Source organism: Micromonospora sp. NPDC049171 (genome assembly GCF_040648275.1).
GTDB lineage: Bacteria > Actinomycetota > Actinomycetes > Mycobacteriales > Micromonosporaceae > Micromonospora.
In genome coordinates this window covers 23,056-47,502 of sequence record NZ_JBEZDJ010000029.1, presented here as the reverse complement: position 1 = coordinate 47,502, position 24,447 = coordinate 23,056, and the positions used below count along the sequence as shown (strand labels likewise).

General features: G+C 72.7%; 25 protein-coding genes and 1 pseudogene. 17 read left to right on the top strand and 9 right to left on the bottom strand.

Annotated features, from left to right (window positions below; translation table 11 throughout):
* Positions 1–44 precede the first annotated feature (44 nt).
* Positions 45–617 (bottom strand): DUF3000 domain-containing protein, encoded by a 573-nt coding sequence (locus AB0B14_RS30105; protein WP_357525490.1) that lies wholly within the window; start codon positions 615–617, stop codon positions 45–47.
* A gap of 137 nt (positions 618–754) precedes the next feature.
* Between AB0B14_RS30105 and hemE the strand changes: the two genes are divergently transcribed.
* Genes hemE through hemQ form a run of 3 tightly spaced genes read left to right on the top strand, consistent with a single transcriptional unit; the run spans position 755 to position 3,967 of the window.
* Complete coding sequence (hemE, locus tag AB0B14_RS30100) at positions 755–1,852, top strand: uroporphyrinogen decarboxylase (RefSeq protein WP_357525488.1); 1,098 nt, start codon at positions 755–757, stop codon at positions 1,850–1,852.
* Positions 1,853–1,859: 7 nt separating this feature from the next.
* A complete protein-coding gene (hemG, locus tag AB0B14_RS30095; protein ID WP_357525486.1) occupies positions 1,860–3,269 on the top strand; it encodes a protoporphyrinogen oxidase in 1,410 nt (469 codons plus the stop codon).
* Entirely contained in the window at positions 3,266–3,967 is a 702-nt protein-coding gene (hemQ, locus tag AB0B14_RS30090) for a hydrogen peroxide-dependent heme synthase (protein ID WP_357070256.1), read from the top strand. The genes hemG and hemQ overlap by 4 nt, the downstream gene beginning before the upstream one ends.
* Positions 3,968–4,026: 59 nt before the next feature.
* Here hemQ and AB0B14_RS30085 read toward each other — a convergent pair whose 3' ends face one another.
* The 4 genes from AB0B14_RS30085 to AB0B14_RS30070 form a co-directional block, all read right to left on the bottom strand.
* On the bottom strand, positions 4,027–5,142 hold the full coding sequence (locus tag AB0B14_RS30085) for a lytic polysaccharide monooxygenase (RefSeq protein WP_357525484.1): 1,116 nt from the start codon (positions 5,140–5,142) through the stop codon (positions 4,027–4,029).
* Between the two features lie 122 nt (positions 5,143–5,264).
* A complete protein-coding gene (locus AB0B14_RS30080; RefSeq protein ID WP_357525482.1) occupies positions 5,265–5,720 on the bottom strand; it encodes a GNAT family N-acetyltransferase in 456 nt (151 codons plus the stop codon).
* Between the two features lie 19 nt (positions 5,721–5,739).
* Positions 5,740–6,681, bottom strand: coding sequence for a DMT family transporter (locus tag AB0B14_RS30075; RefSeq protein WP_357525480.1), 942 nt, complete (start codon positions 6,679–6,681; stop codon positions 5,740–5,742).
* Positions 6,682–6,859: 178 nt separating this feature from the next.
* Positions 6,860–7,120 (bottom strand): Prokaryotic metallothionein, encoded by a 261-nt coding sequence (locus AB0B14_RS30070; protein ID WP_355051720.1) that lies wholly within the window; start codon positions 7,118–7,120, stop codon positions 6,860–6,862.
* Positions 7,121–7,339: 219 nt separating this feature from the next.
* Here AB0B14_RS30070 and AB0B14_RS30065 point away from each other — a divergent pair, with 219 nt between their 5' ends.
* A complete protein-coding gene (locus AB0B14_RS30065; RefSeq protein ID WP_357525478.1) occupies positions 7,340–8,077 on the top strand; it encodes a lytic polysaccharide monooxygenase in 738 nt (245 codons plus the stop codon).
* Between the two features lie 64 nt (positions 8,078–8,141).
* The gene (locus AB0B14_RS30060; RefSeq protein ID WP_357070245.1) at positions 8,142–8,774 is read left to right on the top strand and encodes a DUF305 domain-containing protein; all 633 of its coding nucleotides are present in this window, start codon (positions 8,142–8,144) and stop codon (positions 8,772–8,774) included.
* Between the two features lie 28 nt (positions 8,775–8,802).
* Here AB0B14_RS30060 and msrB read toward each other — a convergent pair whose 3' ends face one another.
* Positions 8,803–9,207 carry a peptide-methionine (R)-S-oxide reductase MsrB gene (gene msrB, locus AB0B14_RS30055; RefSeq protein ID WP_357070243.1) on the bottom strand — a complete coding sequence of 135 codons (405 nt, stop codon included), beginning with the start codon at positions 9,205–9,207 and terminating at the stop codon, positions 8,803–8,805.
* 47 nt (positions 9,208–9,254) lie between these two features.
* Here msrB and ligD point away from each other — a divergent pair, with 47 nt between their 5' ends.
* The gene (gene ligD / locus AB0B14_RS30050; RefSeq protein ID WP_357070241.1) at positions 9,255–10,292 is read left to right on the top strand and encodes a non-homologous end-joining DNA ligase; all 1,038 of its coding nucleotides are present in this window, start codon (positions 9,255–9,257) and stop codon (positions 10,290–10,292) included.
* A 412-nt stretch (positions 10,293–10,704) separates the two neighbouring features.
* A complete protein-coding gene (gene cutA / locus AB0B14_RS30045; protein WP_357525530.1) occupies positions 10,705–10,977 on the top strand; it encodes a divalent cation tolerance protein CutA in 273 nt (90 codons plus the stop codon).
* Here cutA and AB0B14_RS30040 read toward each other — a convergent pair.
* On the bottom strand, positions 10,952–12,121 hold the full coding sequence (locus AB0B14_RS30040; protein ID WP_357525528.1) for a helix-turn-helix transcriptional regulator: 1,170 nt from the start codon (positions 12,119–12,121) through the stop codon (positions 10,952–10,954). The two genes, cutA and AB0B14_RS30040, sit on opposite strands and share 26 nt — an antisense overlap.
* Before the next feature lie 296 nt (positions 12,122–12,417).
* On the opposite strand from AB0B14_RS30040, the pseudogene AB0B14_RS30035 reads away from it, so the two are divergent.
* Positions 12,418–13,355: pseudogene (locus tag AB0B14_RS30035) on the top strand (DUF222 domain-containing protein); the annotation flags it as partial.
* Positions 13,356–13,667: an HNH endonuclease signature motif containing protein gene (locus tag AB0B14_RS30030; RefSeq protein WP_357525526.1), complete on the top strand. Its 312-nt coding sequence runs from the start codon at positions 13,356–13,358 to the stop codon at positions 13,665–13,667.
* Between the two features lie 50 nt (positions 13,668–13,717).
* Here AB0B14_RS30030 and AB0B14_RS30025 read toward each other — a convergent pair whose 3' ends face one another.
* Complete coding sequence (locus tag AB0B14_RS30025) at positions 13,718–14,455, bottom strand: VOC family protein (protein ID WP_357525476.1); 738 nt, start codon at positions 14,453–14,455, stop codon at positions 13,718–13,720.
* 101 nt (positions 14,456–14,556) lie between these two features.
* Here AB0B14_RS30025 and AB0B14_RS30020 point away from each other — a divergent pair, with 101 nt between their 5' ends.
* From AB0B14_RS30020 to AB0B14_RS29985, 8 genes are all read left to right on the top strand, one after another.
* Entirely contained in the window at positions 14,557–15,201 is a 645-nt protein-coding gene (locus AB0B14_RS30020; protein ID WP_357525474.1) for a YdeI/OmpD-associated family protein, read from the top strand.
* 31 nt (positions 15,202–15,232) lie between these two features.
* Complete coding sequence (locus tag AB0B14_RS30015; protein WP_357525472.1) at positions 15,233–15,712, top strand: DUF2975 domain-containing protein; 480 nt, start codon at positions 15,233–15,235, stop codon at positions 15,710–15,712.
* Complete coding sequence (locus tag AB0B14_RS30010) at positions 15,712–15,927, top strand: helix-turn-helix transcriptional regulator (RefSeq protein WP_357525470.1); 216 nt, start codon at positions 15,712–15,714, stop codon at positions 15,925–15,927. Before AB0B14_RS30015 ends, AB0B14_RS30010 begins: the two co-directional genes overlap by 1 nt.
* Positions 15,924–16,088: a hypothetical protein gene (locus AB0B14_RS30005; RefSeq protein WP_357070227.1), complete on the top strand. Its 165-nt coding sequence runs from the start codon at positions 15,924–15,926 to the stop codon at positions 16,086–16,088. Before AB0B14_RS30010 ends, AB0B14_RS30005 begins: the two co-directional genes overlap by 4 nt.
* A 137-nt stretch (positions 16,089–16,225) precedes the next feature.
* The gene (locus AB0B14_RS30000) at positions 16,226–19,420 is read left to right on the top strand and encodes an ABC transporter permease (protein ID WP_357525468.1); all 3,195 of its coding nucleotides are present in this window, start codon (positions 16,226–16,228) and stop codon (positions 19,418–19,420) included.
* A complete protein-coding gene (locus tag AB0B14_RS29995; RefSeq protein WP_357525466.1) occupies positions 19,417–22,125 on the top strand; it encodes an FtsX-like permease family protein in 2,709 nt (902 codons plus the stop codon). Before AB0B14_RS30000 ends, AB0B14_RS29995 begins: the two co-directional genes overlap by 4 nt.
* A gap of 1 nt (position 22,126) precedes the next feature.
* A complete protein-coding gene (locus AB0B14_RS29990) occupies positions 22,127–23,122 on the top strand; it encodes an ABC transporter ATP-binding protein (RefSeq protein ID WP_357070221.1) in 996 nt (331 codons plus the stop codon).
* An 11-nt stretch (positions 23,123–23,133) separates the two neighbouring features.
* The gene (locus tag AB0B14_RS29985) at positions 23,134–23,859 is read left to right on the top strand and encodes an ABC transporter ATP-binding protein (RefSeq protein ID WP_357525524.1); all 726 of its coding nucleotides are present in this window, start codon (positions 23,134–23,136) and stop codon (positions 23,857–23,859) included.
* Between the two features lie 46 nt (positions 23,860–23,905).
* On the opposite strand, the gene AB0B14_RS29980 is transcribed toward AB0B14_RS29985, so the two are convergent.
* A complete protein-coding gene (locus tag AB0B14_RS29980) occupies positions 23,906–24,385 on the bottom strand; it encodes a hypothetical protein (RefSeq protein WP_357070217.1) in 480 nt (159 codons plus the stop codon).
* Positions 24,386–24,447 lie beyond the last annotated feature (62 nt).

Below are 24,447 nucleotides of genomic sequence, written 5' to 3'. Positions count from 1 at the left end.
GTGTCGGTCAGGTGTCCGCGGGGTGTCCTTCCGCGCGCCGAACATCAGGCTGCGCCGGCGGGGCGGCGGTCGGAGAGGGCAGTCACGCCGGGTGGGGGAAGGCCGGCTGTGGAGGCGAGCAGTGCGCACCAGCCGAGCAGGTGCGGGGTCAGGTCGTCGTCGACAGGCGTCCAGGAGGCGCGGATCTCGATGTCGCCCACCGTCGGTGGGCCGGCCAGGTCGCCGAACCGGGTCGACATGGTCTGCGTCACCGTCCCGCCGATCGCCCGGTGACCGGCATCCTGGGCGTCCAACGCGTCGGTCAGCCACGTCCAGCCGACCCCGGGCAGCAGCGGGTCGGCGGCCAGGTCGACCTCCAACTCGGCGGTCACGTAGGTGACCAACCGCAGGGTGCCCTGCCACGCCTCGTGGCCGACCGGGTCGTGCAGCAGGATCAACCGGCCGGTCGCCACCTCGTCGCCGTCGCGCAGCACCGCCGCGGAGAGCGCGAACGCGTACGGGGCCAACCGCTGGGGGGCGCCGACCTCCTCCAGCGTGATCTCCGGCCGGGGGGTCGCCGATCGCAGCCCGGCGACCGCGCGGGCGAACGTCTCCGGGAGCGCGATCGGGGGGGCCATGTCGGCAGCCTATGCCGCAGTCGGTCCCCCGCTTCGACGGCGCGCCGACACCCGTGCCGCACCGGGGCTCCGGCAGAAGTCGCTCGTCCTTTCACCCCAGGTGGGGTGGGGGTGGTGGGCGTGGCACGATTGCGGCGATGACCACGGACACCACGGGCTCTGTCGCCCGAGACGGAGAACCCCGCCCCGGCGGACCAGCCGACTCGCCCTTCGTCAGGGCCTGCCGACGACGGCCCGGCCCGCACACACCGGTCTGGTTCATGCGCCAGGCCGGCCGCTCGCTGCCGGAATACCGGGAGATCCGGGCGACCGTGCCGATGCTGGAGTCCTGCCGCCGCCCGGAGCTGGTCACCGAGATCACGCTCCAGCCGGTGCGCCGGCACGGAGTGGACGCGGCCATCCTGTTCAGCGACATCGTGGTGCCGGTCGCCGCGGCCGGCGTCGACCTGGACATCGTGCCGGGCACCGGCCCGGTGGTCGCCGAGCCGATCCGCACCGCCGCCGACGTCGAGCGGGTCCGCCCGATCACCCGCGACGACGTCTGGTACGTGGACGAGGCGGTCCGGCAGTTGGTGGTCGAGCTGGGCGACACCCCGCTGATCGGTTTCGCCGGCGCGCCGTTCACGCTGGCCAGCTACCTGGTCGAGGGCGGGCCGTCGCGCACCCACGCGAAGACCAAGGCCCTGATGTACGGCGACGAGGCGCTGTGGCACGCGCTCTGCGGCCGGCTGGCCGAGGTGACGCTCGCCTTCCTGCGGGTGCAGATCGAGGCCGGGGTCTCCGCCGTGCAGCTGTTCGACTCGTGGGCCGGCACGCTGTCCGAGGCCGACTACCGCCGCTACGTGCTGCCGCACTCCACAGCCGTGCTGAGCGGGCTGGCGCACGCCGGGGTGCCGCGGATCCACTTCGGGGTGGGCACCGCCGAGCTGCTCGGCGCGATGGGCGAGGCCGGCGCGGACGTGGTCGGCGTCGACTGGCGTACCCCGCTGGACGTGGCGACGCGGCGGATCGGCCCGGACAGGGCGGTGCAGGGCAACCTGGACCCGACCGTGCTGCTCGCGCCGTGGCCGGTGGTGGAGGCCGAGGTGCGCCGCATCCTGGAGCAGGGCCGGGCGGCCCCCGGGCACGTGTTCAACCTCGGCCACGGTGTGCTGCCGGAGACCGACCCGGAGGTGCTGACCCGGGTGGTCGCGCTGGTGCACGAGCTGTCCAGCCGCCGGGCCGACCAGGGCTGAGCAGGCGATGCGGCAGCCCTGGCGGGTGGCGGTGGTCGGCGGCGGGATCGCCGGGCTGGCCGCCGCGGTCCGGTTGCGCGAGCGCGCACCGGCCGGCACCGAGATCACGGTGTACGAGCAGTCCGGCGCACTGGGCGGCAAGCTGCGTACCGGGGAGTTGGCCGGCCAGCCGGTGGAGTTCGGCGCCGAGTCGTTCCTGCTGCGGGACCCGACCGGGGGCGAGTCCGCCGCGGTGGCCCTGATCCGGCGACTCGGGTTGGCCGACAAGATCGTGCACCCGACGGTGGGGCAGGCCGCGCTGGTGATCGACGCTGGGCTGCGCCCCATCCCGGGCGGCACGCTGGTGGGCGTACCCGGGGATCTGGACCGGGTGACGTCGGTCGCCTGCCCGGTCGCGGGCGCCGACACCGACGACGGGCGGCCTCTGGTCGGGCCGGACGCGGACGTCTCGGTTGGCGCGTTGGTCCGGTCCCGCTTCGGTGACGAGGTGGTCGAGCGACTTGTCGACCCGATGCTGGGTGGCGTGTACGCGGGCCGCGCCGACGATCTGTCGCTGGTCACGACGATGCCGGCGCTGGCCCGCACGGCCCGGGTGGAGCACACCCTGACCGGCGCGGTCCGGGCCGCGCAGGCCGCCGCGCCGCGTGCTCCCGGCGCCCCGGTGTTCGGCACCCTCGCGGGTGGGCTCACCACCCTGGTGGAGGCGGCGGCGACGGCCAGCGGCGCGACGGTACGGCGAAACGCCGCAGTCCGTGAGCTGACCCCGACCGACACGGGCTGGCGGCTCACCGTCGGCCCGACCCGCGATCCCGTGCTGGTGGACGTGGACGCCGTGGTGCTGGCGGTGCCGGCGCGACCGGCGGCCCGGCTGCTCGCCGACCCGGCCCCGGCGGTCGCGGCGGGCGTCGGTGCGCTGGACTACGCGAGCGTCGCGCTCGTCACCCTGGCGCTGCCACAACCGCACCTGCCCGAGTTGTCCGGCTTCCTGGTGCCCAGCACCGAGGGGCTGTTGATCAAGGCGGCGACCTTCTTCACCACCAAGTGGGGGCACCTGCGCCGGCCGGACGGGCTGGCGTTGGTGCGCGCCTCGGTGGGCCGGTACGGCGAGGAGGCGCACCTGCAACGCCCCGACGCGGACCTGGCGAGCACCGTGCATCGAGAGTTGTCGGCGGTGCTCGGCACCCCGCTGCCCGCCCCGGTCGACGGGCACGTGCAGCGGTGGGGCGGCGCGCTGCCGCAGTACGCCCCGGGGCACGCCGACCGGCTCGCCGCCGCACGGGCGGCGTTGCGGGCCGCGCACCCCACCCTGGTCCTCGCCGGCGCCGGTTACGACGGCGTCGGCATCCCGGTCTGCGTCCGCTCCGGCGAGACGGCGGCCGACGAGATCATTACAGCACTGGGAGGATCGGCGAGATGACCGAGCAGACCAACGCGGCCCGCCTGCGGGAGCTCAACGACAGCATCCGCTACACGATGTGGTCGGTGTTCCGGGCCAGTGCCCCGCTGCCGTCCCTGCGGGACAACGTCACCGGCGAGGTCGTGGCCCTCTTCGACGAGTTGGCCGGCAAGGACGTGGTGGTCCGGGGCGTGTACGACGTCTCCGGTCTGCGCGCCGACGCGGACGTGATGATCTGGTGGCACTCGGCGTCCCCCGACGCGCTGCAGGACGCGTACCTGCGGTTCCGCCGCACCACGCTGGGCCGGGCGCTGACCCCGGTCTGGTCGCAGATGGCGCTGCACCGGCCAGCCGAGTTCAACAAGAGCCACATCCCGGCGTTCCTGGCCGGCGAGGAGGCCCGCCCCTACATCTGCGTGTACCCGTTCGTCCGCTCCTACGAGTGGTACCTGCTGCCCGACGCCGAGCGGCGCGAGATGCTGGCCGAGCACGGCAAGATGGCCCGCGGCTACCCGGACGTACGCGCCAACACGGTCGCCTCGTTTGCGTTGGGTGACTACGAGTGGATGCTCGCCTTCGAGGCCGACGAGCTGCACCGGATCGTGGACCTGATGCGGGACCTGCGCGCCTCCAGCGCCCGCCGGCACGTCCGCGAGGAGGTCCCGTTCTACACGGGCCGCCGCCGCTCGGTCGCCGAGATCGTCAACTGCCTGGTCTGACCCCCGGCTACCCGCCGGCCGGTGCCGCACCCCCGCCCGGGTGCGGCACCGGACGGAGGTCAACTGGTCGACGTGCAGGAGACCAGCGGAACCGGGTTGCTGCCGTTCCACGAGCCGAGGAAACCGAACGTGGTGCTCGCGCCGGCGGCGAGGGTGCCGTTGTGGTTGGCGTTGCGTGCGGTGACCAGCGAGCCGTTGGTGCTGACCGTGGAGTTCCACGATGAGGTGACCTGCTGGCCGTTGTTGTAGTTCCAGCTCACCGACCAGCCCTTGGTGGGCGAGCCGCCCGCGCTGACCTTCACCTCGGCCTGGAAGCCGCCGGCCCACTGGCCGGTGACCTGGTACGTCGCCGTGCAGGCCCCGGCCGGCGGCGGAGTGCTCGGCGGCGGCGTGGTCGGCGGCGGCGTGGTGGGCGGGGGCGTGGTGGGCGGGGGAGTGGTCGGCGGCGGCGTGGTCGGCGGCGGGGTGCTCGTGCCGCCGCCGAAGGTGACGTCGCTGCACAGGTAGTACGACTGGTCGAAGTGGCTGGCCTGCCAGACGGTGTAGACCATGTGCCGTCCGGTGCGCCCGGGCGCGTTGACCGGGATCTGGATGGAGACACCACCGGTGTCCGGGTTCCACTGGGAGGCCGGGGTGTTGCCGATCTGACCGGCCAACTCCAGGTCGTCCCAGCCGAGCGGCTCGGTGAGCGCGTCGAAGCCCTGCTTGGTCACGTACACCCGGATGTAGTCGGCGCCGTGACTGGCCCCGTCGAAGAAGCGAAGCCGGAAGTTGTTCGACACCGCTGTGGTCTTCCACGCGCCGATGGTGTCCAGCGCGTTGTAGCGGCCGTTCTGGGTGCGACCGCCGCTGCACAGCTGGCCGTTGGGGACGGCGGCCTGGTGGTTGCCGCCCACACCCTCACGGAACAGGCCGTTCCAGTTCCACATGGCCTGCGGGTCGGCCTGCCAGGCCTGCCAGCACATCGGGTCCTCGGTGGCCATCCGGGGGTTCTGGAACTCGGCGCCCCACCGTTGCCAACAGCTGTAGTTGCGCGAGGCCGGGTCGACGACCGACCCGTGCGCGGAGGCGGGCTGGGACTGCATGGTGTTTATCGCGGTCGTCAACAGCAGCGTGCTGGTCGCCACGATGGCGAACAACCAGAGCACGCGTCGAGATCGGGTGAGAGTGGACATGGAGCCCCCGGGGGGATGAGGTCGGTCGGACGACGGCACCCGGATCGACGGGAGTTGCCCACTCCCGTGCCCACTCGCTGGCTCCCGCGATGGCTCTCCCCGGAACGATGCCAGGTTGATCGTCAGCCGTCAATGGCATCGCGCCGCATCGGGGTGTGCGGGATGCCGTCCTCGACGTACTCCGGGCCGCTGACCGCGAAACCGTGCCGGGTGTAGAACGCGACCAGGTGCGACTGGGCGTCCAGCACGCAGGGCCGGTTGCCCACCACCTCCAACGCCGCGGTCATCAGCCGGCCGGCGTGTCCGCCGCCGCGCGCCGCCGGGGCCACCACCACCCGACCGATCCGGGCGGCGCCGTCCGGGTCGGCCAGGATTCGCAGGTACGCCAGCGGCGCGCCGCCGTCGGTGAGCCAGAGATGCCGGGTGCCCGGCTCCACGTCGCGTCCGTCGAGCTCCGGGTAGGGGCAGTTCTGCTCCACCACGAACACGTCGATGCGCAGTTTTAGCAGGTCGTGGAAGGTGCGGGCGTTCAGGTCGGCGAAGGACGCCGTCCGGATTTCGGTGGTCTGCGAGGGCATCCGACGATGGTAGGCCGCCTCAGGGGGTGCGCGGTCGAGGTGCCAGGTAGGTGGCGGCCACGGCGGTGAGCAGCAGGGCACCGCCGACGCTGACCGGCAGCGGCAGCGGCTCGTGCAGCAGGGCCACCGCCAGTGCCGCGGCGGTGAGCGGTTCGAGCAGGGTCAGCACGGCGGCGACGCTGCCCTCGGTCGTGCGCAGGCCGGCGTAGAACAACGCGTACGCCACCGCGGTGGTGACCACCCCGAGGTGCAGCAGCAGTGCCACGGTGTCCAGGCGTAGCGGCACGCCGGCCCCGGCGACCAGGGCGAACGGCGCCAGGGTCAGCGCACCGACCACCGTGGAGATGGTGGTCAACGTCATCGGCGCGGTGCGCTGCGACAGGTCTCGGCTGATCAGGGTGGTCACCGCGTACCCCAGGCCGGAGCCCGCCGCGGCGAGCAGGCCGAGCAGTGGGGCGGGCGCCGCCCCGCTGGGGTCCGCCGTGGCGCCGGTGATCAGGGCGAGACCGGCCACGGCCGCGACGAGCGTGCCGAGGCGCAGCGGGCCGGGGATCCGGCGGGCGCGCACCGACTCCCAGGTCGCGGCGAGCACCGGGGCCAGGCCCAGGCTGACGACTGTGGCGACGCTGACGCCAGCCCAGGCCACGGCGGCGAAGTAGAGCGCCTGGTAGAGGCCGAGGCCGATGCCGGTGAGCAGCAGCGGTACGGGTGCCGCGCGCAGCGCGGACAGGATCGTGCCGAGTCGGCCGGCGGTGCACGCCAGCAGTACGAGCGCGGCGATCGCGAGTCGATGGAAACCGATGCTCACCGGGCTGAGCCCGGTGCTGTCGCGCAGGAGTTGCACCGCCACGCCGGTGGTGCCCCACAGCACGCCGGTGACGGTGATCTGGATCAGGCCGGTGCGGGCCGAACGGACGGTCGTGGCCGGGGCGGCCGGCGGCACGGTACGGGAAAGGGACACGGATGCGCTCCGAAGGGTGAGCCGTTGACGGGGACGACGTCGACGGAGCGCGTACGGCAGGGGGCCGAGCCGGGTCAGTCACCCGGTCGGCGAAGGCGCGGCGCTCCGTTCAGGAGCGCGGCGGGGGAAGAACACCCAGCGGTGGCCGCATGGCGACGACCGTACCGCAGAATCGCGGTCAGGCGGGGCGTGCGCCGACGGCGTCGCGGATCTCGGCGCCCTCGGCGCCCTCGACGGCGCGGGCGCAGTGCCCACAGCAGAAGAAGCGGCCGTTGACCTCGACGCCATGGCCAACGATCTTGACTTGGCAGTGCTCGCAGATGGGTGCCATCCGATGGATCGCGCACTCGAAGGAGTCGAAGGTGTGCACGTCACCGCTGACGGTGTGCACCTCGAACGCCATCCAGTAGTCGTTGCCGCAGACCTCGCACGTGGCCATGACCAATCTCCCTCATTGCGCCGTTTCGCCCCAGAATGCCGGAAGTCTGTACGCGTGCGCGGCGAAATGCCGCTCTCCGGCGGCCCGGGCGGCGTGTCGGCGCCGGCGTGTTGCGCTACCTCGCCACCATCTGGATTTATCGATGGGAGTCTTTACTGTTAACAATGTTTAAATTACCTTGGGGGGCACCTACCGGACCCTGGAGAAGGAGCCGCCCCGATGCGTCGAAGAATCACCATCCCGCTGGTGGCGGCCGGTGCTGTCACCGCCACCCTCGCCCTCGCCGCTCCGGCGCAGGCGCACGGCTACGTCTCCGCCCCGCCCAGCCGGCAGGCGCTCTGCGCACAGGGCCGGGTGCCCGACTGCGGGCAGATCAGGTACGAGCCGCAGAGCGTCGAGGGGCCCAAGGGCCTGCGCAGCTGCAACGCGGGCATCGCCCAGTTCGCCGTCCTCAACGACGACAGCCGCGGCTGGCCGGCCACCTCGGTCGGCAGCTCGCTGACCTTCACCTGGGTGAACACCGCCCGCCACGCCACCAGCAACTGGGAGTACTGGATCGGCAACACCCGGGTCGGCGTGGTCAACGGCAACGGCCAGCAGCCGGGCGCCACGGTGTCGCACACCGTCAACCTGGGCGGCTTCTCCGGGCGGCAGAAGATCCTCGCGGTGTGGAACATCTCCGACACCGCGAACGCCTTCTACTCCTGCATCGACGTGCAGATCGGCGGCGGGTCGAACCCGAGCCCCACGCCGAGCGCCTCACCCACCCCACGGCCCACCCCGACCACCACCCCGACCACCACGCCCGCCCCGGGCGGCAGTTGGACGACGGGCCGGGCGTACCAGGTCGGCGACCAGGTCACCTACGGCGGAGCCACGTACCGCTGCCGGCAGGCGCACACGGCGATCCCCGGCTGGGAGCCGCCGAACGTACCGGCGCTCTGGCAACAGGTCTGACCCCCACGGGTGCGGCCACCTGCCGCACCCGTGTCGCCGTCCCCGCGTGAACGGAGCACCCGACATGCCCCGTCGTACCCGTCTGGTGTCCCTCGTCGCCGCGCTGCTGCTCACCGGCGGCTGCGGCGGGTCGCCCACGTCGAGCCCGCCGGTCGTGCCACAACCGGCGCCCGCGTCCCCGGCCGGACCGGCGTCGGCCGGGGGCGCCGCGTCCGGGGGCGCCGCGTCCGGGGGTGCCGTAGCCGCGATCGCGCCGGACGCGATGAGCGGGATCGACGTGGTCTTCCTGAGCACCATGGTCGGGCACAGCGAACGCACCCTGCAGATCGTCGCGCTGGCCCGGGACCGGGTGCGCGACGCCACGCTGCGTACCCTGGCCGCCGCGATCGAGGCGACCGAGGCTGACGAACTCACCGCGATGCGCGGCTGGCTGCCCACGGCCGGGCCGGGGGCCAGCGCGGGCGTACACCGGCATGACGGGCACGGCGACGACGCCGCGCTCGACCGGCTGCGGACCGCGCCCACCGCGGACGTCGACCGGGTGCTGCGCGAGGTGCTCGCCGAGCACCAGCGTGCGGCGGCCGACCTGGCCCGGGCTCAGGTCGGCGTCGGCCGAAACGAGCAGGTCCGCGACCTGGCCCGGCGGATCGAGCAGTCCCGGGCCGCCGAGGTCGACCTGCTCGGGGGTACGCCGTGAGTGCGTCGCCGGGCCCGGACCGCTCAGGTCAGTGGGGTTCCAGCCGGACCGAGATCGAGTTGACGCAGTGCCGGGTGTCCTTCGGGGTGAAACCCTCCCCGTGGAACACGTGCCCGAGGTGGCTGTCGCAGCGCGCGCAGCGGATCTCGGTGCGGGCCATGCCGAGGCTGCGGTCCTCGATCTCCTTCACCCGGCCCGGGATGGCGTCGTCGAAGCTCGGCCACCCGCAGTGCGAGTCGAACTTCGTGTCACTGGAGAACAGCTCCAACCCGCAGGCGCGGCAGTGGTAGACCCCCTGGGTCTTCGTGTCCACGTACTCACCGACCCACGGGCGCTCGGTGCCGGCCTCCCGCAGGACGTGGAACTCCTCGGGGGTCAACCGGACCCGCCACTCGTCTTCGGTGCGGGGCAGCTCGTTGTCGTCAAGACTCACCCGTCAACGGTACGTCGAACGTCGGGGGTGTGGCATAAGGTCGCGAGATGGCGGGCACCAAGGCGGCGGTCACCGAGGTCGAGGTGGCCGGCCACAGCGTACGGCTGAGCAGTCCCGATCGGGTGATCTTCCCCCAGCGGGGCTTCACCAAGGCGGACGTCTTCCACTACTACCTCGCGGTGGGCGACGGGATCATGCGTGCCCTGCGGGAGCGGCCCACCACGCTGCAACGCTTCCCCGAGGGCGTCGAGGGTGAGGCGTTCTTCCAGAAGCGGGTGCCCACCCGAGGGGTGCCGCCCTGGGTGACGACCGCCCAGATCACCTTCCCCAGCGGTCGCGGCGCGGCGGAGCTGTGCCCGGCCGACCTGGCACACGTGGCCTGGGCGGCGCAGATGGGCACCATCGTCTTCCACCCCTGGCCGGTGCGCGCCGCCGACGTCGACCGACCCGACGAGCTGCGCATCGACCTCGACCCGCAGCCCGGCACCGACTTCGCCGACGCGGCGCGGGCCGCCGCGCAGGTCCGCGCGCTCCTCGACGAGCTGGGCGTGACCGGCTGGCCGAAAACCTCCGGCGGTCGCGGCGTGCACGTCTACCTGCGCATCCAGCCCCGCTGGACGTTCACCGAGGTGCGCCGGGCCACCATCGCGCTGGCCCGGGAGGTGGAGCGCCGCAACCCCGACCTGGTCACCACCGCCTGGTGGAAGGAGGAGCGCGGCAGCCGAGTCTTCGTCGACTTCAACCAGATGGCCCGGGACCGGACGATCGCCTGCGCGTACTCGCTGCGGGCCAACGCACGGGCCACCGTCTCCACGCCGGTCACCTGGGACGAACTGCCCGACGTCGACCCGGACGACTTCGACCTGCGGACCGTGCCGGCCCGGCTCGCCGAGCGCGGCGACCCGCACGCCGGCATCGACGACGCACCGTGGGACATCACCCCGCTGTTGGAGTGGGCCGACCGCGACGCCGCCGCCGGCCAGGGCGACCTGCCGTACCCACCGGACCACCCGAAGATGCCCGGCGAGCCCAAGCGGGTGCAACCCAGCCGCGCCAAGCGCACTCCGGAGGGCGAGAGCGCCTGAGCGAGGCGCGGGGCGTCTTCGCTGGACATCGGTCACCGGGTCCATCCGACGAACCTTTCCCACAACTCACCTGGGGCGGCGGCGGACAGTTCGGCGGAGGCCACCGGATAGAGCGCCCCGCAGTACATGGCGAGGTTGACGCGATCCCGGCCGTACGCCTCAGCCAGGCGAACTCGGGCGGGATCACACGGCCACTGAAGGAACGGCAGCAGTGGTCGCACACATCGGATCGAGTTTGGATGTTCACCACAGCCGTCCCGTGAATGGGACGCTACGGGCTGCCAGGGGTGGCCAGGCGGCTGTGGCTGTCCGCCGCCTGTCCGCGCCTGTCCGCGGACACCCGCCCGGCTAGCCTGTGCGGGTGAGCGACTACGTGCAGGTGTCAACAGCCGCCCCCACGCGGGAAGCGGCAATGAAACTGGCCGAAGGAGCAACGGCGGCACGCTTGGCGGCAGGCGCGCAGGTAGCCGGACCGGTGCTGTCGGTGTATTGGCACCTCGGCGAGCAGGGCGCGAGTGAGGAATGGCAGGTGCTGCTGTACACCACGACCGACAGGTACCCGCAGTTGGAGACGCACCTCATCGACGCGCATCCGTGGGACAACCCGCAGGTCACCGCCACGGCGGTCGTTCACGCCTCGGCCGCCTACCTGGCGTGGATCAAACGGACAGTCGAGGGCGGGTAGACGCCTCGGCGGCCAGTGTCCGAAGCTCAACGACACATGGCATTCCGCCGTGTGGCCTCAGCCGGTTGAGGAACGAGTTGAGACGCTGCGCGGGCCGCACCGACCCTACCCCACCCGCGAGCCGCACTGCTGCGGCGGCAGTGGCGCAGGCATGTTCAACCTCGTTGGCGTCGAGGTAGGCGTCGGCCAGCCACGACAGGTAGAGGGCCTTGTCGCGGGAGTGGGTGTCATCGAAGCGAGCGAGGGCGCGCTCCAGCACGGGGATGGCGCGCATCGGCCGATGGAGCACCGTCCAACAGCGCCCAGTCATGATCTCGCCCTCAACGTCGTCGACCCAGTACACCCAGTCGGGTTCGGGTCGGTCGTCATGTTCGCTGAGACAGGTGGTGCCCTGCGCGAGCTGTCGGTCTGCCGCATCGGCGTTGCCCGCGACGGCGTGCGCCCAGGCGGCCCTCAGATGCAGCAGTGCCCGAACGGTGGGCGTGGCGGCAACTGCGGCGTCGCATGCGGCTGTGGCGGTGTCGGCAGCGGGCCGACCAAGGGCTAACTGTTGGTAGGCGAGGAACGCGTAGGCGTTGCCGACAAGAGCGTGGTCATTGGCGTCACCTGCGGCGGAGATGCTGGTTCGGTAGAGCCGGTTTGCGTCGGTATGCCGTCCAGCGTCGAATGCCGCCCATCCTGCGAGTTGGGTTTGTTCGGCGAGGACGGCTAGGAGTTGCCGGCCGACGGCCTCGCTGTAGGAGCCGTCCTTTATGAGTCGGGCTGTGGAGTCAGCTTCGGCCGCGTACAGGTGCTGGGTGTCGGCACCGCCGAGGAAGTTGTCGAGGCGGCGGAGCCGGGCGGTGCGTTCGGCGAGCCGCCCGGCGGTGCCAGGTCCGACGTGGCGACCGTGGCTGACGAGGGTGTGAGGTAGCGCGGCGGCAAGTCCGGCGGCGGCCACGAATTCCCGGCGCGGGATGGTGGGCTGAGCAGCAAGGGCGACAAGTTCGCCAGCGGCGTTGAGGGCGTCGTCGATGCGCTGGGCAACCTGGCTGGTGGGCGTTTTCACGCCGGTCTCCAGCTCATGCAGATACGTCTTGCCGTGGAACGTGATCTTCGCCAGGTTGCGCAGGGAGATGTGCTGCGCGTCGCGGAGCTGTCGCATACGTTCGGCGAACGACGGTTCGGTCACGGCGTGCCTGCCTTCGGGATAGAGGACCCGATGGCGGCACCGCCGGCCTCTACCCCGGTTGGCCGCCGACCGAGAGGCTACTCCTCGCATGTATCGCCGTCACGCTCCGCAGGCGTCAAGCATGAGTGCGCGCACCACACCATTTCGTTCGACCCTGCCCGGTCATCGGGAGGCGGGTCTGCTGGATTGGTGAAGACGCATTCGACGTTCTCGGTACGCGACCGTCGGCGTCGCGGAAACTTGTCGTACACCTGTTCTAGGATTTGTTGGTGATCGATGAGTTGGCACGGGCGGAGAGTGCGGTGGCGACCTGCGCCGATGCCTCGGCCTGGGCGCTCTCCGAGCACGACCTGGTCGCGGCGCTCGACGCCACGCACCGGCTTCAGCAGCGGCTGGCGGCGGTGCAGGTGGCGGTCGTCCGGGAGTTGGACGGTCGGGGCACCGCGGTCGCGCAGGGCGCGTCCTCGACGACCGTCTGGTTGCGGCACCGCCTACGCCTCGACGTCGCCGCTGCCCGTCGGCTGGTCGGCCTCGCCGCCTCGCTCGACGGGGCACCGCCCGCCGTGCGTGCCGCTCTGGCGAGCGGGGCGGTCACCGTGGAGCAGGCCCGGGTCATCGCCGAGGCGGTCGCCACCGTGTCGGCCCGCGCCGGGGTCGAGGTCGCCGACAAGGCCGTGGGCGTGCTTGTCGACTGGGCCGCGCAGTTCGACCCCACCCTGCTGCGCAGGCTCGGCAGCCGGATCCTCGACCACGTCGCACCCGAGATCGCCGACGCCGCCGCGGCGGCGGCCCTGGAGGCCGAGGCCGCTCGGGCCGCCCGCGACCGGCACGTCACCGTCTCCGAGCGGGCCGGTGGGCGACTACGGCTCAGCGGCACCCTCGACGCGGAGACCGCCGCGCTCGTGCGCGCCGCCATCGACCCGCTCAGCGCACCCTGCGGGTCCGACGACACCCGCACCGCCGGCCAGCGTCGGCACGACGCCCTCGCGAGGTGTGCCGGCTGGCGCTGCGTACCGGCGAGCTGCCCGAGCACGGCGGCGACCCGGCCCAGCTCGTCGTCACCACCGACTTCGACGGGCTGACCCGGCAGTTGGGTGCCGGCACCCTCGACACCGGCCCGCACCTCACCCCGGAGGCCGTCCGTCGGCTCGCCTGCGACGCCGCCGTCCTGCCCGCCGTGCTCGGCGGTGCCGGCCAGGTCCTGGACGTGGGCCGGCAGCGACGCCTCGTCACCGGCCCGCTGCGACGGGCGTTGGCGCTGCGCGACGGCGGCTGCGCCTTCCCCGGGTGCGACCGGCCACCCCGGTGGTGCGCCGCCCACCACATTCGACACTGGGCCGACGGCGGCCCGACAAGTCTCGAAAACGCCGTGCTGCTCTGCGGCCACCACCATCGGCACCTGCACCAGACCGAGTGGGCGGTTCGGCTGGGGGGCGACGGCACACCGGAGTTCGTCCCACCGGCCTGGCTCGACCCCGACCAGATCCCGCGCCGCAACCACTACCACCGGCGGACGTAGCCGATCCCCAGCGCTGCCCACCAACGACCAGGGCTGACGCGGGTTCTGGGTCAGCCCGGTGCGAGTAGGCAGAACTCGTTGCCCTCCGGGTCGGCGAGGACCGTCCACGGGATGTCGCTCTGGCCCAGGTCGACGGCGGTGGCGCCGAGCGCCCGCAGTCGGGCCGCCTCGGCCTGCGGGTCGTCACCCGGGTACGGGCGGACGTCGAGATGGACGCGATTCCATCCGGTCTTCACGTCGGGCGTACGGATGAACTCCAGATAGGGGCCGACGCCCTGGGCGGAGCGCAGCACCGCGCTGTCGTCGGTCACCTCGTGCAGGGTCCAGTCCGTGGCCCTGTCCCAGAAGCTGGCCAAGGCTCGCGGGTTCGCGCAGTCGACCACCACGGCGGCGATCGGCCCGGTGTCCTGGTAGCGCGGTCGGGGTTCCAGCACGCAGAATTCGTTGCCCTCCGGGTCGGCCAGGACCGTCCAGGGCACGTCGCCCTGGCCGATGTCGGCGGGTGTCGCACCGAGATCCAGCAGGCGCGTGACCAGTTGCGCCTGCTGGGCCGCCGAGGTGGTGGCGAGGTCGACGTGCACGCGGTTCTTCACCGTCTTGGGTTCCGGGGAGACGACGAGGTCGACGCAAACGGCGACGGGGTCGGGATAGACGAAGCCCTCGGGTTCGAGGTTTGTCACACCGGGTCCCTCGCTGGAGACTGCCCAGCCGAGTGCCTGCGCCCAGAAACCGCCCAGGGTGGAGTCGTTGCGAGCCTTCATGTTGATCTGCACGAGCCGCGTTGCCATGGCGACGATGCTAGAGCGTGACCGGGGCGGGGCGGGGCGGGGCGCGGCGGGCAACGAGTCGGCGTGGCAACAGCGTCGGTCGTGGCGGTTAGCCTGCCGTCATGGCGAGCCCCGAGCTGGATGAGTTGATCGTCGCGGACGCCGACGCCCTGCGCGTGTGGTTGTCGGCCAACCACGCCACGTCCCCCGGTGTCTGGTTGGCCCTGACCAAGAAGGGCGGCACCGTCACGACGCTGACCTGGCAGCAGGCGGTCGACGAGGCCCTGTGCTTCGGCTGGATCGACGGGCAGGCCCGGAAACGGGACGAGGAGGCGTCCTGGATCCGGTTCACCCCGCGCCGGTCCCGCAGTTCCTGGTCGCAACGCAACGTCGCCCACGTGGCCCGGCTGGAGGAGCAGGGGCTTATGCAACCCGCGGGCCGCGCCGCTGTCGAAGCCGCGAAGGCGGACGGGCGGTGGGCTGCCGCGTACGCCCCGTCGTCGGAAGTCGAGGTGCCGGCCGACCTCCTCGCCGCCATCGCGGCCGACCCCGCCGCGAAGGCCATGTTCGACGTGCTCACCAGGACCAACCGGTTCGCTCTCACCCACCGCGTCAATGGCGTCAAGAAGGCGCAGACCCGCGAGCGCAAGATCGCCGAGTTCGTCGCCATGCTGGCCCGCCACGAGACGATCCACCCGCAGAAGGCGAGGCCGGTGTCTGGGCCGACGCCTGTCCGGGCGGGAGACGACTCCCCGGCGAGCGATTGACTTTCGATAGGTAACGAGCGAAACTCGATGCATGGTTACAGAGCATCGAGCGGTAGCCGCTCTCAGAGTTTTTCTCGGGGTGCTGTTCGTGGTCCTGATCGGGTTCCAGACGTTCTCGCTGCCCGGACAGTTCGCGCACATGGCTCAGGAATCCCCGGAGGATGCCTACCTCCGGTGGCCGTTGACCGCGATCACGGTGTTCTGGGTGCTGTGCGTCCAGGTGGTCATCGTGTCGACCTGGAAGCTGCTCAGCCTGGTCAAGAACGACCGCATCTTCACCGAGGCGTCCCTGAAGTGGGTCGACCTGATCGTGTGGGCCGTCGGCGCCGCGTGGGTGGTGCTCGTGGGTGTCTTCCTCTACGTCGGCTTCAACGCCGATGACCCGGGTGCTCCGATCCTGCTGTTCCTGCTGACGATGGGCGTCACGGTGCTCGGGCTTCTCATGGTGGTGATGCGTGCGCTGCTGCGGCAGGCGACCACGCTGCGGACCGACATGGAGGCGGTGATCTGATGCCCATCGTCGTGCGTATCGACGTGGAGTTGGCCAAACGCAAGATGAGCGTCGGTGAGTTCGCCGAGCGTGTCGGGCTCACGCCCGCCAACGTGGCGGTGCTCAAGAACGGCCGCGCCAAGGCCGTCCGCTTCAGCACGCTGGAGGCGATGTGCCGGGTGCTCGGCTGCCAACCCGGCGACCTGCTCGAGTGGGTCGAGGAGGAAAACCCATGAGGTACGCCCTGACCGTCGGCGTCATCCTCGTGATCGCCCTCGGCGTCGCCGGCATCGCGCACGGGGAGGCCGACGACTCGCCCGGTCTCCAGCTCCTGGGCGTCGTGCTGGTGATCGGCGCGGCGGCGTTCGGCATCCGCAACCTCCGCGGCGGCAGCTAGCCAAGCGGCGGCAGCTAGCCAGCCGGGGCGCACGCCGATCCCGCTCCTAGTAACGATCATGTAACGGGCGCGAACCTTTCCCGGTAGGTCGCCTGTCTTGATGGTCGTCGGCCCGTCAGGGCCAGGGGAGGCGTCGGATGAAGCTGGTGTGGAGGCGGGCCCGGGAGGCGCGCGGGTTGCTGGTCGCCGCGGTGATCGCGGCCCTGGTCGCCGTCGCGTTGGTCACCGGGTTGTCCGACTACAACCGTCGGGCGGTGGATGCCGGGCAGCGGGCGCTGGTGGCCGCCTCGCCGGCCGAGGAACGTGGCCTCCTGGTCAGTGGGTCGGGTGGACGCGACGCGGCCGAGTTCGCCACCCGCGACGGGGCAGTCCGCGCCGAGTTCACCGACGGGCTGGCCGGCGTTCCGGTCAGCGTCTCGGTCGCCCGGTACGGCACCGGGCGGGAGCTGACCGGCTCGCTCGGATCCGTGCCCCGTACCGGCGACGAGCCCGTCTTCGCCAACCTGGCAACCCTCGACGACCTCGCCGCGCACGCGGAGCTGACCAGCGGGGCGTGGCCAGACCCGGGAGGCAACCCGATCCAGGTGAGCCTCCCGGAGCGGGCCGCGGGTGCGCTGGGCCTCAGCGTCGGGCAACGCATCCCGGTACGCGACCGGGCCACCGAACGGCGCAGCGAACTGGTGCTCGCCGGCACCTGGCGGCCCCGCGACCCGGCCGACGCGTACTGGCTGCTGGCCCCCGGGGTCGGTACGGGCAGTGCCGGTTCCGGCACCTCGTACGGGCCGTTCGCACTCGACCCGGCCGACTTCGCGGCGGTCTTCCCCGGCTCGGTGTCGGCATCCTGGCTCGTCGAACCGGATCTCGGTGGCGTCGACGTGGCCGACCTGCCCGCCGTGCGCAAAGCCCTCACCGTGGCGTCCACGGGGGTGCCCGAAGCCGCCCAACTGGGCACCTCCGGGCAGGCGGTGACCAAGATGCCGCAGCTGCTGGATCGGATCGCCCGCGCCGACCTGGTCGGCCGTTCCGCGCTGGCCACCCCGCTGCTGCTCATCCTGGTGCTCGGCGGGTATGCGCTGGTGCTGGTCGCCGCGCTGCTGCACGAGGACCGTCGCGCGCAGACCGCGCTGCTGCGTGCCCGCGGTGCCGCCCGCCGACAGTTGGCCGGCCTGGCCGCCCGCGAGGCGACCCTGGTGGTCGCCCCCGCCGTCCTGCTCGCGCCGGTGATCGCCACCGTGGCGCTGCGATTCGTCCGACCCGGCGGTGCCGAGCGGTTGTCCGCCGCCGGCGGCAACACCACCCTGGTCTGGGCGGCCGCCGCGGCCACGGCGGCCGGCTGCCTGGTGGCCATGGTCGCCCCGACACTGCGCGGCGCCGGCACGTACGTGGCCGACATGGCCGCCCGGTCCCGCCCGAACCGGGCGGCGAGCGTCCAGCGGGCCAGCGTGGACCTGGTGCTCGTGGCGCTCGCCGTGCTCGCCTGGGTGCAACTGCGCCGGTACGCCTCGCCGCTGGCCGGCTCGGGCGGCCGGCTCGGGCTCGACCCGCTGCTGATCGCCGCCCCGACGCTCGGTGTGCTGGCGGGTGCCGTGCTGGCGCTGCGGGTGCTGCCACCGGTCACCCGGTTCGCCGAGCGGTTCGTCGACCGGCGGCCCTGGACGGCCACCATGTTCGGCATGTGGCAGGCCGGTCGGCGTCCGCACGCCGGCCCGGTGCTGCTGCTCGCCCTCGCCGTCGGTGGCAGCACCCTGGCCTGGTCCCTGATCAGCACGGGGGAGCGGTCCCAGGTCGAGCAGGCCGGTCACACCGTCGGCGCCGACCTGCGGGTCACCGAACGAGCCGGGGCCGCCCCGCTCACCCGGGCCGGTGAACTCGCCGCGCTGCCGAGCGTGAACCGGGTGCTGCCGGCGTGGCGGGACGACATCCGGGTCGGCCGGGAGGACCTGCCGGTGACCGTGATCGGCATCGACCCGGCCAGCGCCCCCGGTGTCGTCCGACTCGCCGACCGGCTCAGCGATGATCCGGTGTCCCAGCAGTACCAGCGCATGATCCAGGCGCGCGGTGCCAGCGGGGGAGTCGAGCTGCCGGCGGGCACCCGGGCCGTCACCGGCACCGTCCGTACGCCGTTCACGCAAACCGCCGAGCCGCACCGGATCGCGGTGGCGCTGCTGTTCACCACCGCCGACGGCCTCGCCTTCCGGCTGCCGGCGGTCGACGCGCCGAGCAGCGGACAGGCCACGCGGTTCACGGTCACGCTGCCGGACGTGGGCGGAGCACGGCTGCGGCTGGCGGGCTTCGAAGCCGACACCGGGAACGCGGGCGGCATGTCCTACGGGTTCCAGGTGGAAGGGTTGGCGTTTGTCGATGCCGGCGGCACGGCCCGGCCGGCCGAGCTGCCCGGTGACTGGACGGCGACGTGGCCCGGTGGGCCGCGCACGCTGGTGGAGTCGAGCGGTGCCGGGCTCGTCACCGACCGCCCCGTCCAGCTGATCACCGAGGGGGCTCGGATGGATCGGCCGGCGAGCCGATTCGTCGTCGTACCGGGAGTGGCAGGCGGACCCGTCGCCGCCGTGCCGGTGCTGATGACCCCCGGGGTACGCGACGCGCTGAGCCTTCGCGTCGGCGACACCGTCGAGCTGGCGCTCTCCGGGGTGACGCTGCGGGCCCACCTGGTCGGCGAACTGGAATCCGTGCCGACCACCACCGGCGAGGGCGTCCTGCTCGACCTGCCGGCGGCGGTCGACGTGCTTCTCGGTTCCGGCGGGACGATCCGCCCGACACCGGAGTGGTGGATCGGTGCCACCGACGCGACGACTGCTGCCGGCGCGGCCGCCGAGCTGCCCGGAGTGACAGTCCTCGACCGGCAAGCGGTGATCACCGCCGCGGCCGACGACCCGTACTGGCAGGGGTCGCGGACCGGAATGCTCGCCGCGGCGCTCGGCGCGGTGCTGCTCGCTCTCGTCGGCCTGATGGTGGACGTGTGGGCAACCTCCCGACGCCGGCTCAGCGAGTTCGCGGTGCTGCACACCCTCGGCGCCACGCCTCGGCTGCTGGCCCGGGCGCTGCTGGCCGAACAGGCCTTCCTCGCCGGCATCGGCGTCGGGGTCGGTCTGCTGCTCGGCGCCGCGGTCGGAGCCACCATGGCCCCGCTGGTCATCCTCACCCCGGCCGCTGGTCGGCCGATCCCCCCGGCGACGTTCGCGCTGCCCTGGGTGCCGATCGGTCTGACCGCCGTCGGTCTGCTGCTGGCGGCGCTCGCCTTCAGCGCGTTCATCGCCGCCGGCATCCGTCAGCGGGTGGCGGCGGTGCAGCTGCGAATCGGGGGAGAACGATGAGCGTCGGCGCGGCGGTCCGGCGGGTCCGGGCGTACGGTGGGCAGTTTCTGCTGCTGGCGGTGCTGACCCTGGTGGTCACGCTGCTGATCAGCGGCGTGCCCCGGCTGGTCAACCGGCTCGCCGAACAGGGGCTTCGGGCGCAGCTCACCAGCGAGCTGCCGGCACGCCGGGATCTCTCGTACACCACGGGCGTGGGGTCCGCCCCCGCCCTGAAGCCGGCGATGGCCTACGCCCGCGAGCGGTTCGACGCGCTGGCCGCGGACCTGCCGCCGCAGGTGCGGTCGGCGGTGACCGAGCGGTGGTACAACGTGGACGCGGAACCGGGCCGGGTGGTCGGGCCGGACCTCGCGGCCCGCAACCTGCTCGTCGACCTGGGTCTGCGGGGCATGCCTGGCGTCCAGGACGCCAGCACCCTGGTCGAGGGGGCGTGGCCGAGCGAGACGTACCTTCCCGACCGGCCGATCGAGGTGGCGCTCGACGTCGACGTGGCCGGCAAACTCAACCTGCGCACCGGCAGCCAACTGCGCATCGGTTGGGTCGACGAGCAGAAGCGGCTCCGCGACGCCGTCCCGCTGACAGTGGTCGGGCTGTTCCGCCCCGTCGACCGTACGGGTGGCATCTGGGACGGGCTGCCATCGCTGCTGCAGATCATCCCACCGGAAGGGGACGGTCAGCCGTTCGTCGCCTCCGGTGTCGTCGCCCAGTCGACCCTCGACAAGCGGGCCGCGGCGGGTTGGCCGATCCGGTCGAACTGGCGGTACCGGCTGGGTGCCGACAAGATCGACGCGCGGAAGCTGGACCAGCTGATCGACGGTCTGCAGGAAACGCAGCGGAACAGGCCGGTCGACCTATCCCTGGCCCAGGGCGTCGACATCCCGTTGCGCGCGTTCGCCGCCCAGGTCAACGCCGCCCGGACCCTGCTGGCGGTGATCGCGGCCGGCGTACTGGCCACGCTGGCCGGGCTGATCGTGCTCGCCGCCATCCTCGCCACCCGCCGCCGCCGGGCGGAGTTCGTGCTGATCCGGGCCCGTGGCGGCGGGACCACGGCCGGCGCCCGACGAAGCCTCACCGAGTCGCTGCTGGTGGTGCCGGTCGCCGCCGCGCTCGGCTGGTGGCTGGGCACCCTGGTCCCGGGCGCTGCGGACCTGAGCACGCCGTACGTGATCGCCGCGACCGTCCTGGTCACCCTGGCGTTGCCGCTGGCCACGCTGGCCGTGCCGACCGGCGGGGCGTCCCGCCGCGACCTGGTCCGGATGCGCCCGTCGACCCGCCGGCTCACCGTCGAGGTGTCCGTGCTGCTGCTCGCCGTGCTCGCCGCGGTGCTGCTGCGTCGGCGCGGCCTCACCCTCGGTGAGGTGGACCCGCTGCTGGTGTCGGTGCCGGTGCTGCTCGCGATCGCCGCGGCGGTGCTCGCGCTGCGGGCGTACCCCTGGCCGTTGTTGCTGGTCAGCCGGCTGGCCGCGCGGAGGAGGGGCAGCGTCGCCTTCCTCGGCACGGCGCGCGCCGGCCGGTCGGCGGTCGCCGCCCCGCTGGTCGTCGTGGTGCTCGCGATCGGCACCGCGGCGTTCTGCGCGGTCGTCGCCGCCGGCGTCGACGCGAGCCGGGACCGGGCCGCCGAGCGGATCGTGCCCGCCGACGCGGTGATCCGCGGTGAGCGCTTCGCCCCCGACACGATCGACGAGCTGGGCCGCCTGCCGGGGGTCCGGGCCGCCACCGGAGTGCTGTTCGCGTCCGACGAGCGGTTGGCAGCCGACGAACTCGGCACCGACCCACGGCTCGGCGAGACGGCCGTACTGCTGATCGACGGCGCAGAGTTGGCCACGGTGGCCCGGGAATCGGCTGTGGATCTGCCGCTACCGGCCGCGCTGCGCACCGCCCGTCCCGAACCGGGGCCGGTGCCGGCGATCGTCTCGCCGGAGGTCGCCGCCGATCTCGCCAAGGCCAAACTCGACAGCTCCGCCTTCATCTCGGTGCAGGGCCAGCGGTACGAGTTCCGGGTGGCCGGCAGCGAGGAGAGCTTCCCCCTGCTGTCGGGGGACACCGACCGGTTCGTCATCCTGCCCTGGCAGGCGTTGCCGGCGCGCACCACCACACCGGTGGCCACCAGCCTGCTGGTCGCCGGCGATCGGCTGGACGCCGGGGCGCTGCGCCGCGCCGGTGACGAGGGACAGTTGCGGTACCAGCAGCAGGGGGCCGTCACCGGGGGGAAACGCCCGCTTGGGGTCGTCGTCGACACCCGGGCCGACGTTCGCCGGGATCTCGGTGCCGGCGGCGCGAACGGCGTACTGGCCTTCGGGTTCGTCGCCGGTGCCGTCGGTGGCTCCGTGCTCGGGCTGCTGGCCATCGCGTTCACCGTGCTGGCCGGTGCGCGCGCCCGCGGCCAGGTGCTGTCCCGGCTGCGTACCCTCGGGCTGTCCCGCCGGCAGTGGCGCGGGCTGCTGCTTGTCGAGTTGGCCCCGCTGGTCGGGGTGTCGGTGCTGACCGGCGCGCTCGTCGGTGCGGTGCTGCCCCTGCTGCTCAACCCGGTGCTCGGCCTGTCCGCGTTCACCAGTGGCATGCCGGTCCGGGTGGCGTTCGAGCCCGGCCTGGTGGCGGCGGTGCTCGCGCTCGGGGTGGTCGCCCTCGGCTTCGCGGTCGCCGTCGAGGCCCTGAACAACCGCCGGTTGCGCCTCGGTGAGGTGCTTCGGCTCGGAGAGGAGAGCTGAGATGACCGCTACCGCCCAGACTTCACTGGTGCCCGACCTGGCCTCCCTGCAACAGCGGGCAGCGCTTCGTGCCGCCGAACGGGCCGGCGGGCAGGACCGACTGCGCGGGCACATCGTCTGCGACGGCCTGGTGCGCATCTTCAAGACCGAGGGGGTGGAGGTGGTCGCCCTGCAGGGGCTCGACCTGGTCATCGACCGGGGAGAGCTGGTGGCGATCGTCGGCGCGTCCGGCTCGGGCAAGTCGACACTGCTCAACATCCTCTCCGGCCTGGACACGCCCACCGCCGGCATCGCCCGGGTGGCCGACTACGACCTGCTCTCGCTGTCCGCCAAGCGGCGGCTGAGCTACCGGCGGGAGCTTGTCGGTTTCGTCTGGCAGCAGACCGGGCGCAACCTGCTGCCGTACCTCACCGCGCTGGAGAACGTCGAGCTGCCGATGCAGCTGGCCGGCAAACGCGGTGGCAAGGCCCGCCGGGAACGAGCCAGGGAGCTGCTCGACATGGTCGGCGTGGGTTACTGCGCGGACCGCCGACCGGGGCAGCTCAGCGGCGGTGAGCAGCAGCGGTGCGCGGTGGCGGTGGCGGTGGCCAACGATCCGGAGGTGCTCTTCGCCGACGAGCCGACCGGTGAACTGGACGAGGCGACCGGCGCGGAGGTCTTCGCGGCACTGCGCACCATCAACGCCGAGCTGGGCGTGACAATCGTGGTGGTGACCCACGACCACGCCGTGGCCACGCAGGTCCGCCGGACCGTCGCGATCCGCGACGGCCGGACCGCCTCCGAGGTACGCCGAACCGCCCGGACCGACGCGGACGGCAACACCGAGTTGGTCAGCGAGGAGTACGCGGTGCTGGACCGCAACGGCCGGATGCAGCTGCCGGCCGCGTTCGTCGACGCGCTCGCGCTGAAGGAGCGGGTCCGGCTCGATCTGGAGCCGGATCACGTGCAGGTACGGCCCGGTGACCGGGCCACGGACGAGCGGGGGGCACGGGCATGAGTGGTCGGGACATGGTGGTGACCGGTGGGGCCGGGTTCGGCGGTGGGGCCGTGGCGCAACCAGTCGAGGTGGTCCGGGTCAGCGGTGTGAGCCGCACCTTCGGTCGGGGCGAGCACGCCGTGCACGCGGTGCGGGACGTCTCGTTCAGCGCCAACAAGGGCGAGCTCGTCGCCATCCGTGGTCGGTCCGGGGCCGGCAAGACCACCCTGCTGAACCTGATCGGCGGTCTCGACCGGCCGGACAGCGGCCAGGTGGTGGTGGCCGGGCACGAGGTGACCGCGGCCGGCGAGGCGGAACTGCTCCAACTGCGCCGGGGCACCGTCGGGTTCGTGTTCCAGACCTTCGGGCTGGTGCCGATCCTCTCCGCCGCCGAGAACGTGGGCGTGCCGTTGCGGCTGGCGCAGGTGCCGGCCGCCGAGCGGGAGCAGCGGGTCGCCGTGCTGCTGGAGATGGTCGGCCTGGGCGGCCACGCGGCGCAGCGTCCCTACGAACTCTCCGGCGGGCAGCAGCAGCGGGTCGCGGTGGCCCGAGCCCTGGCCAACGAGCCGGACCTGCTCATCGCCGACGAGCCCACCGGTCAGCTGGACTCGGAGACCGGTCGGTCCATCATGGACCTGTTGCGCGCGGTGGTGCACGCGCGCGGCATGACCGCGCTGGTGGCCACGCACGACCCGGCCCTGATCGACCTCGCCGACCGGGTGCTGGTCCTGCGCGACGGTCGCCTGGTCGACGACTGACCGCCGCGCCTCGGCGGTGGCTGCGGGGCCTGGGTTGTGGGCTGCTCTACGGGTGCTGGGGGGCGGCCCCAGCACCCGAGCCATTGGGGAGGGACCCGGCTAACGGGATCAGCAGGCAGCCCAGCAGGGCCAGTAGGATCCCGACGCCCGGCCGGCTGCGGAGCAGTTCCTCCTCGGCGTAGGGGTCATTGACTTCGAAGTACCAGAACGCGCCGGTAATGCTGCCGCAGGCGAGCACGTTGGAGACGAGCATCCCCAGGCTGGCCTGCCGCCACACCCAGCGGGACGGACCGGCGTTGGCAAGCGACAGCACCGCGAACACGGCGGCGATCACCGCGAACGGCAGCGTGTAGCCGATCACCTCTCTGCCCGGGGTGACATCCGTCCGGTCCAGGTACACGCTGCGCCAGGCGGGCAGCCAGAACGCGACGACGACCAGGAGGGCGCCGACCGCCAGGAGCGCTGCGCCAGTCCGTCGCCATGGCGGGCGCGGCGGTGCGGCGGCGGGCTTCGTCGGTCTGCTCACGGCAGCGAACGTAACCCGGTCGGGGTGATGCCCGCTGCCCCCGCCAGGTGGGCGTGACGGCG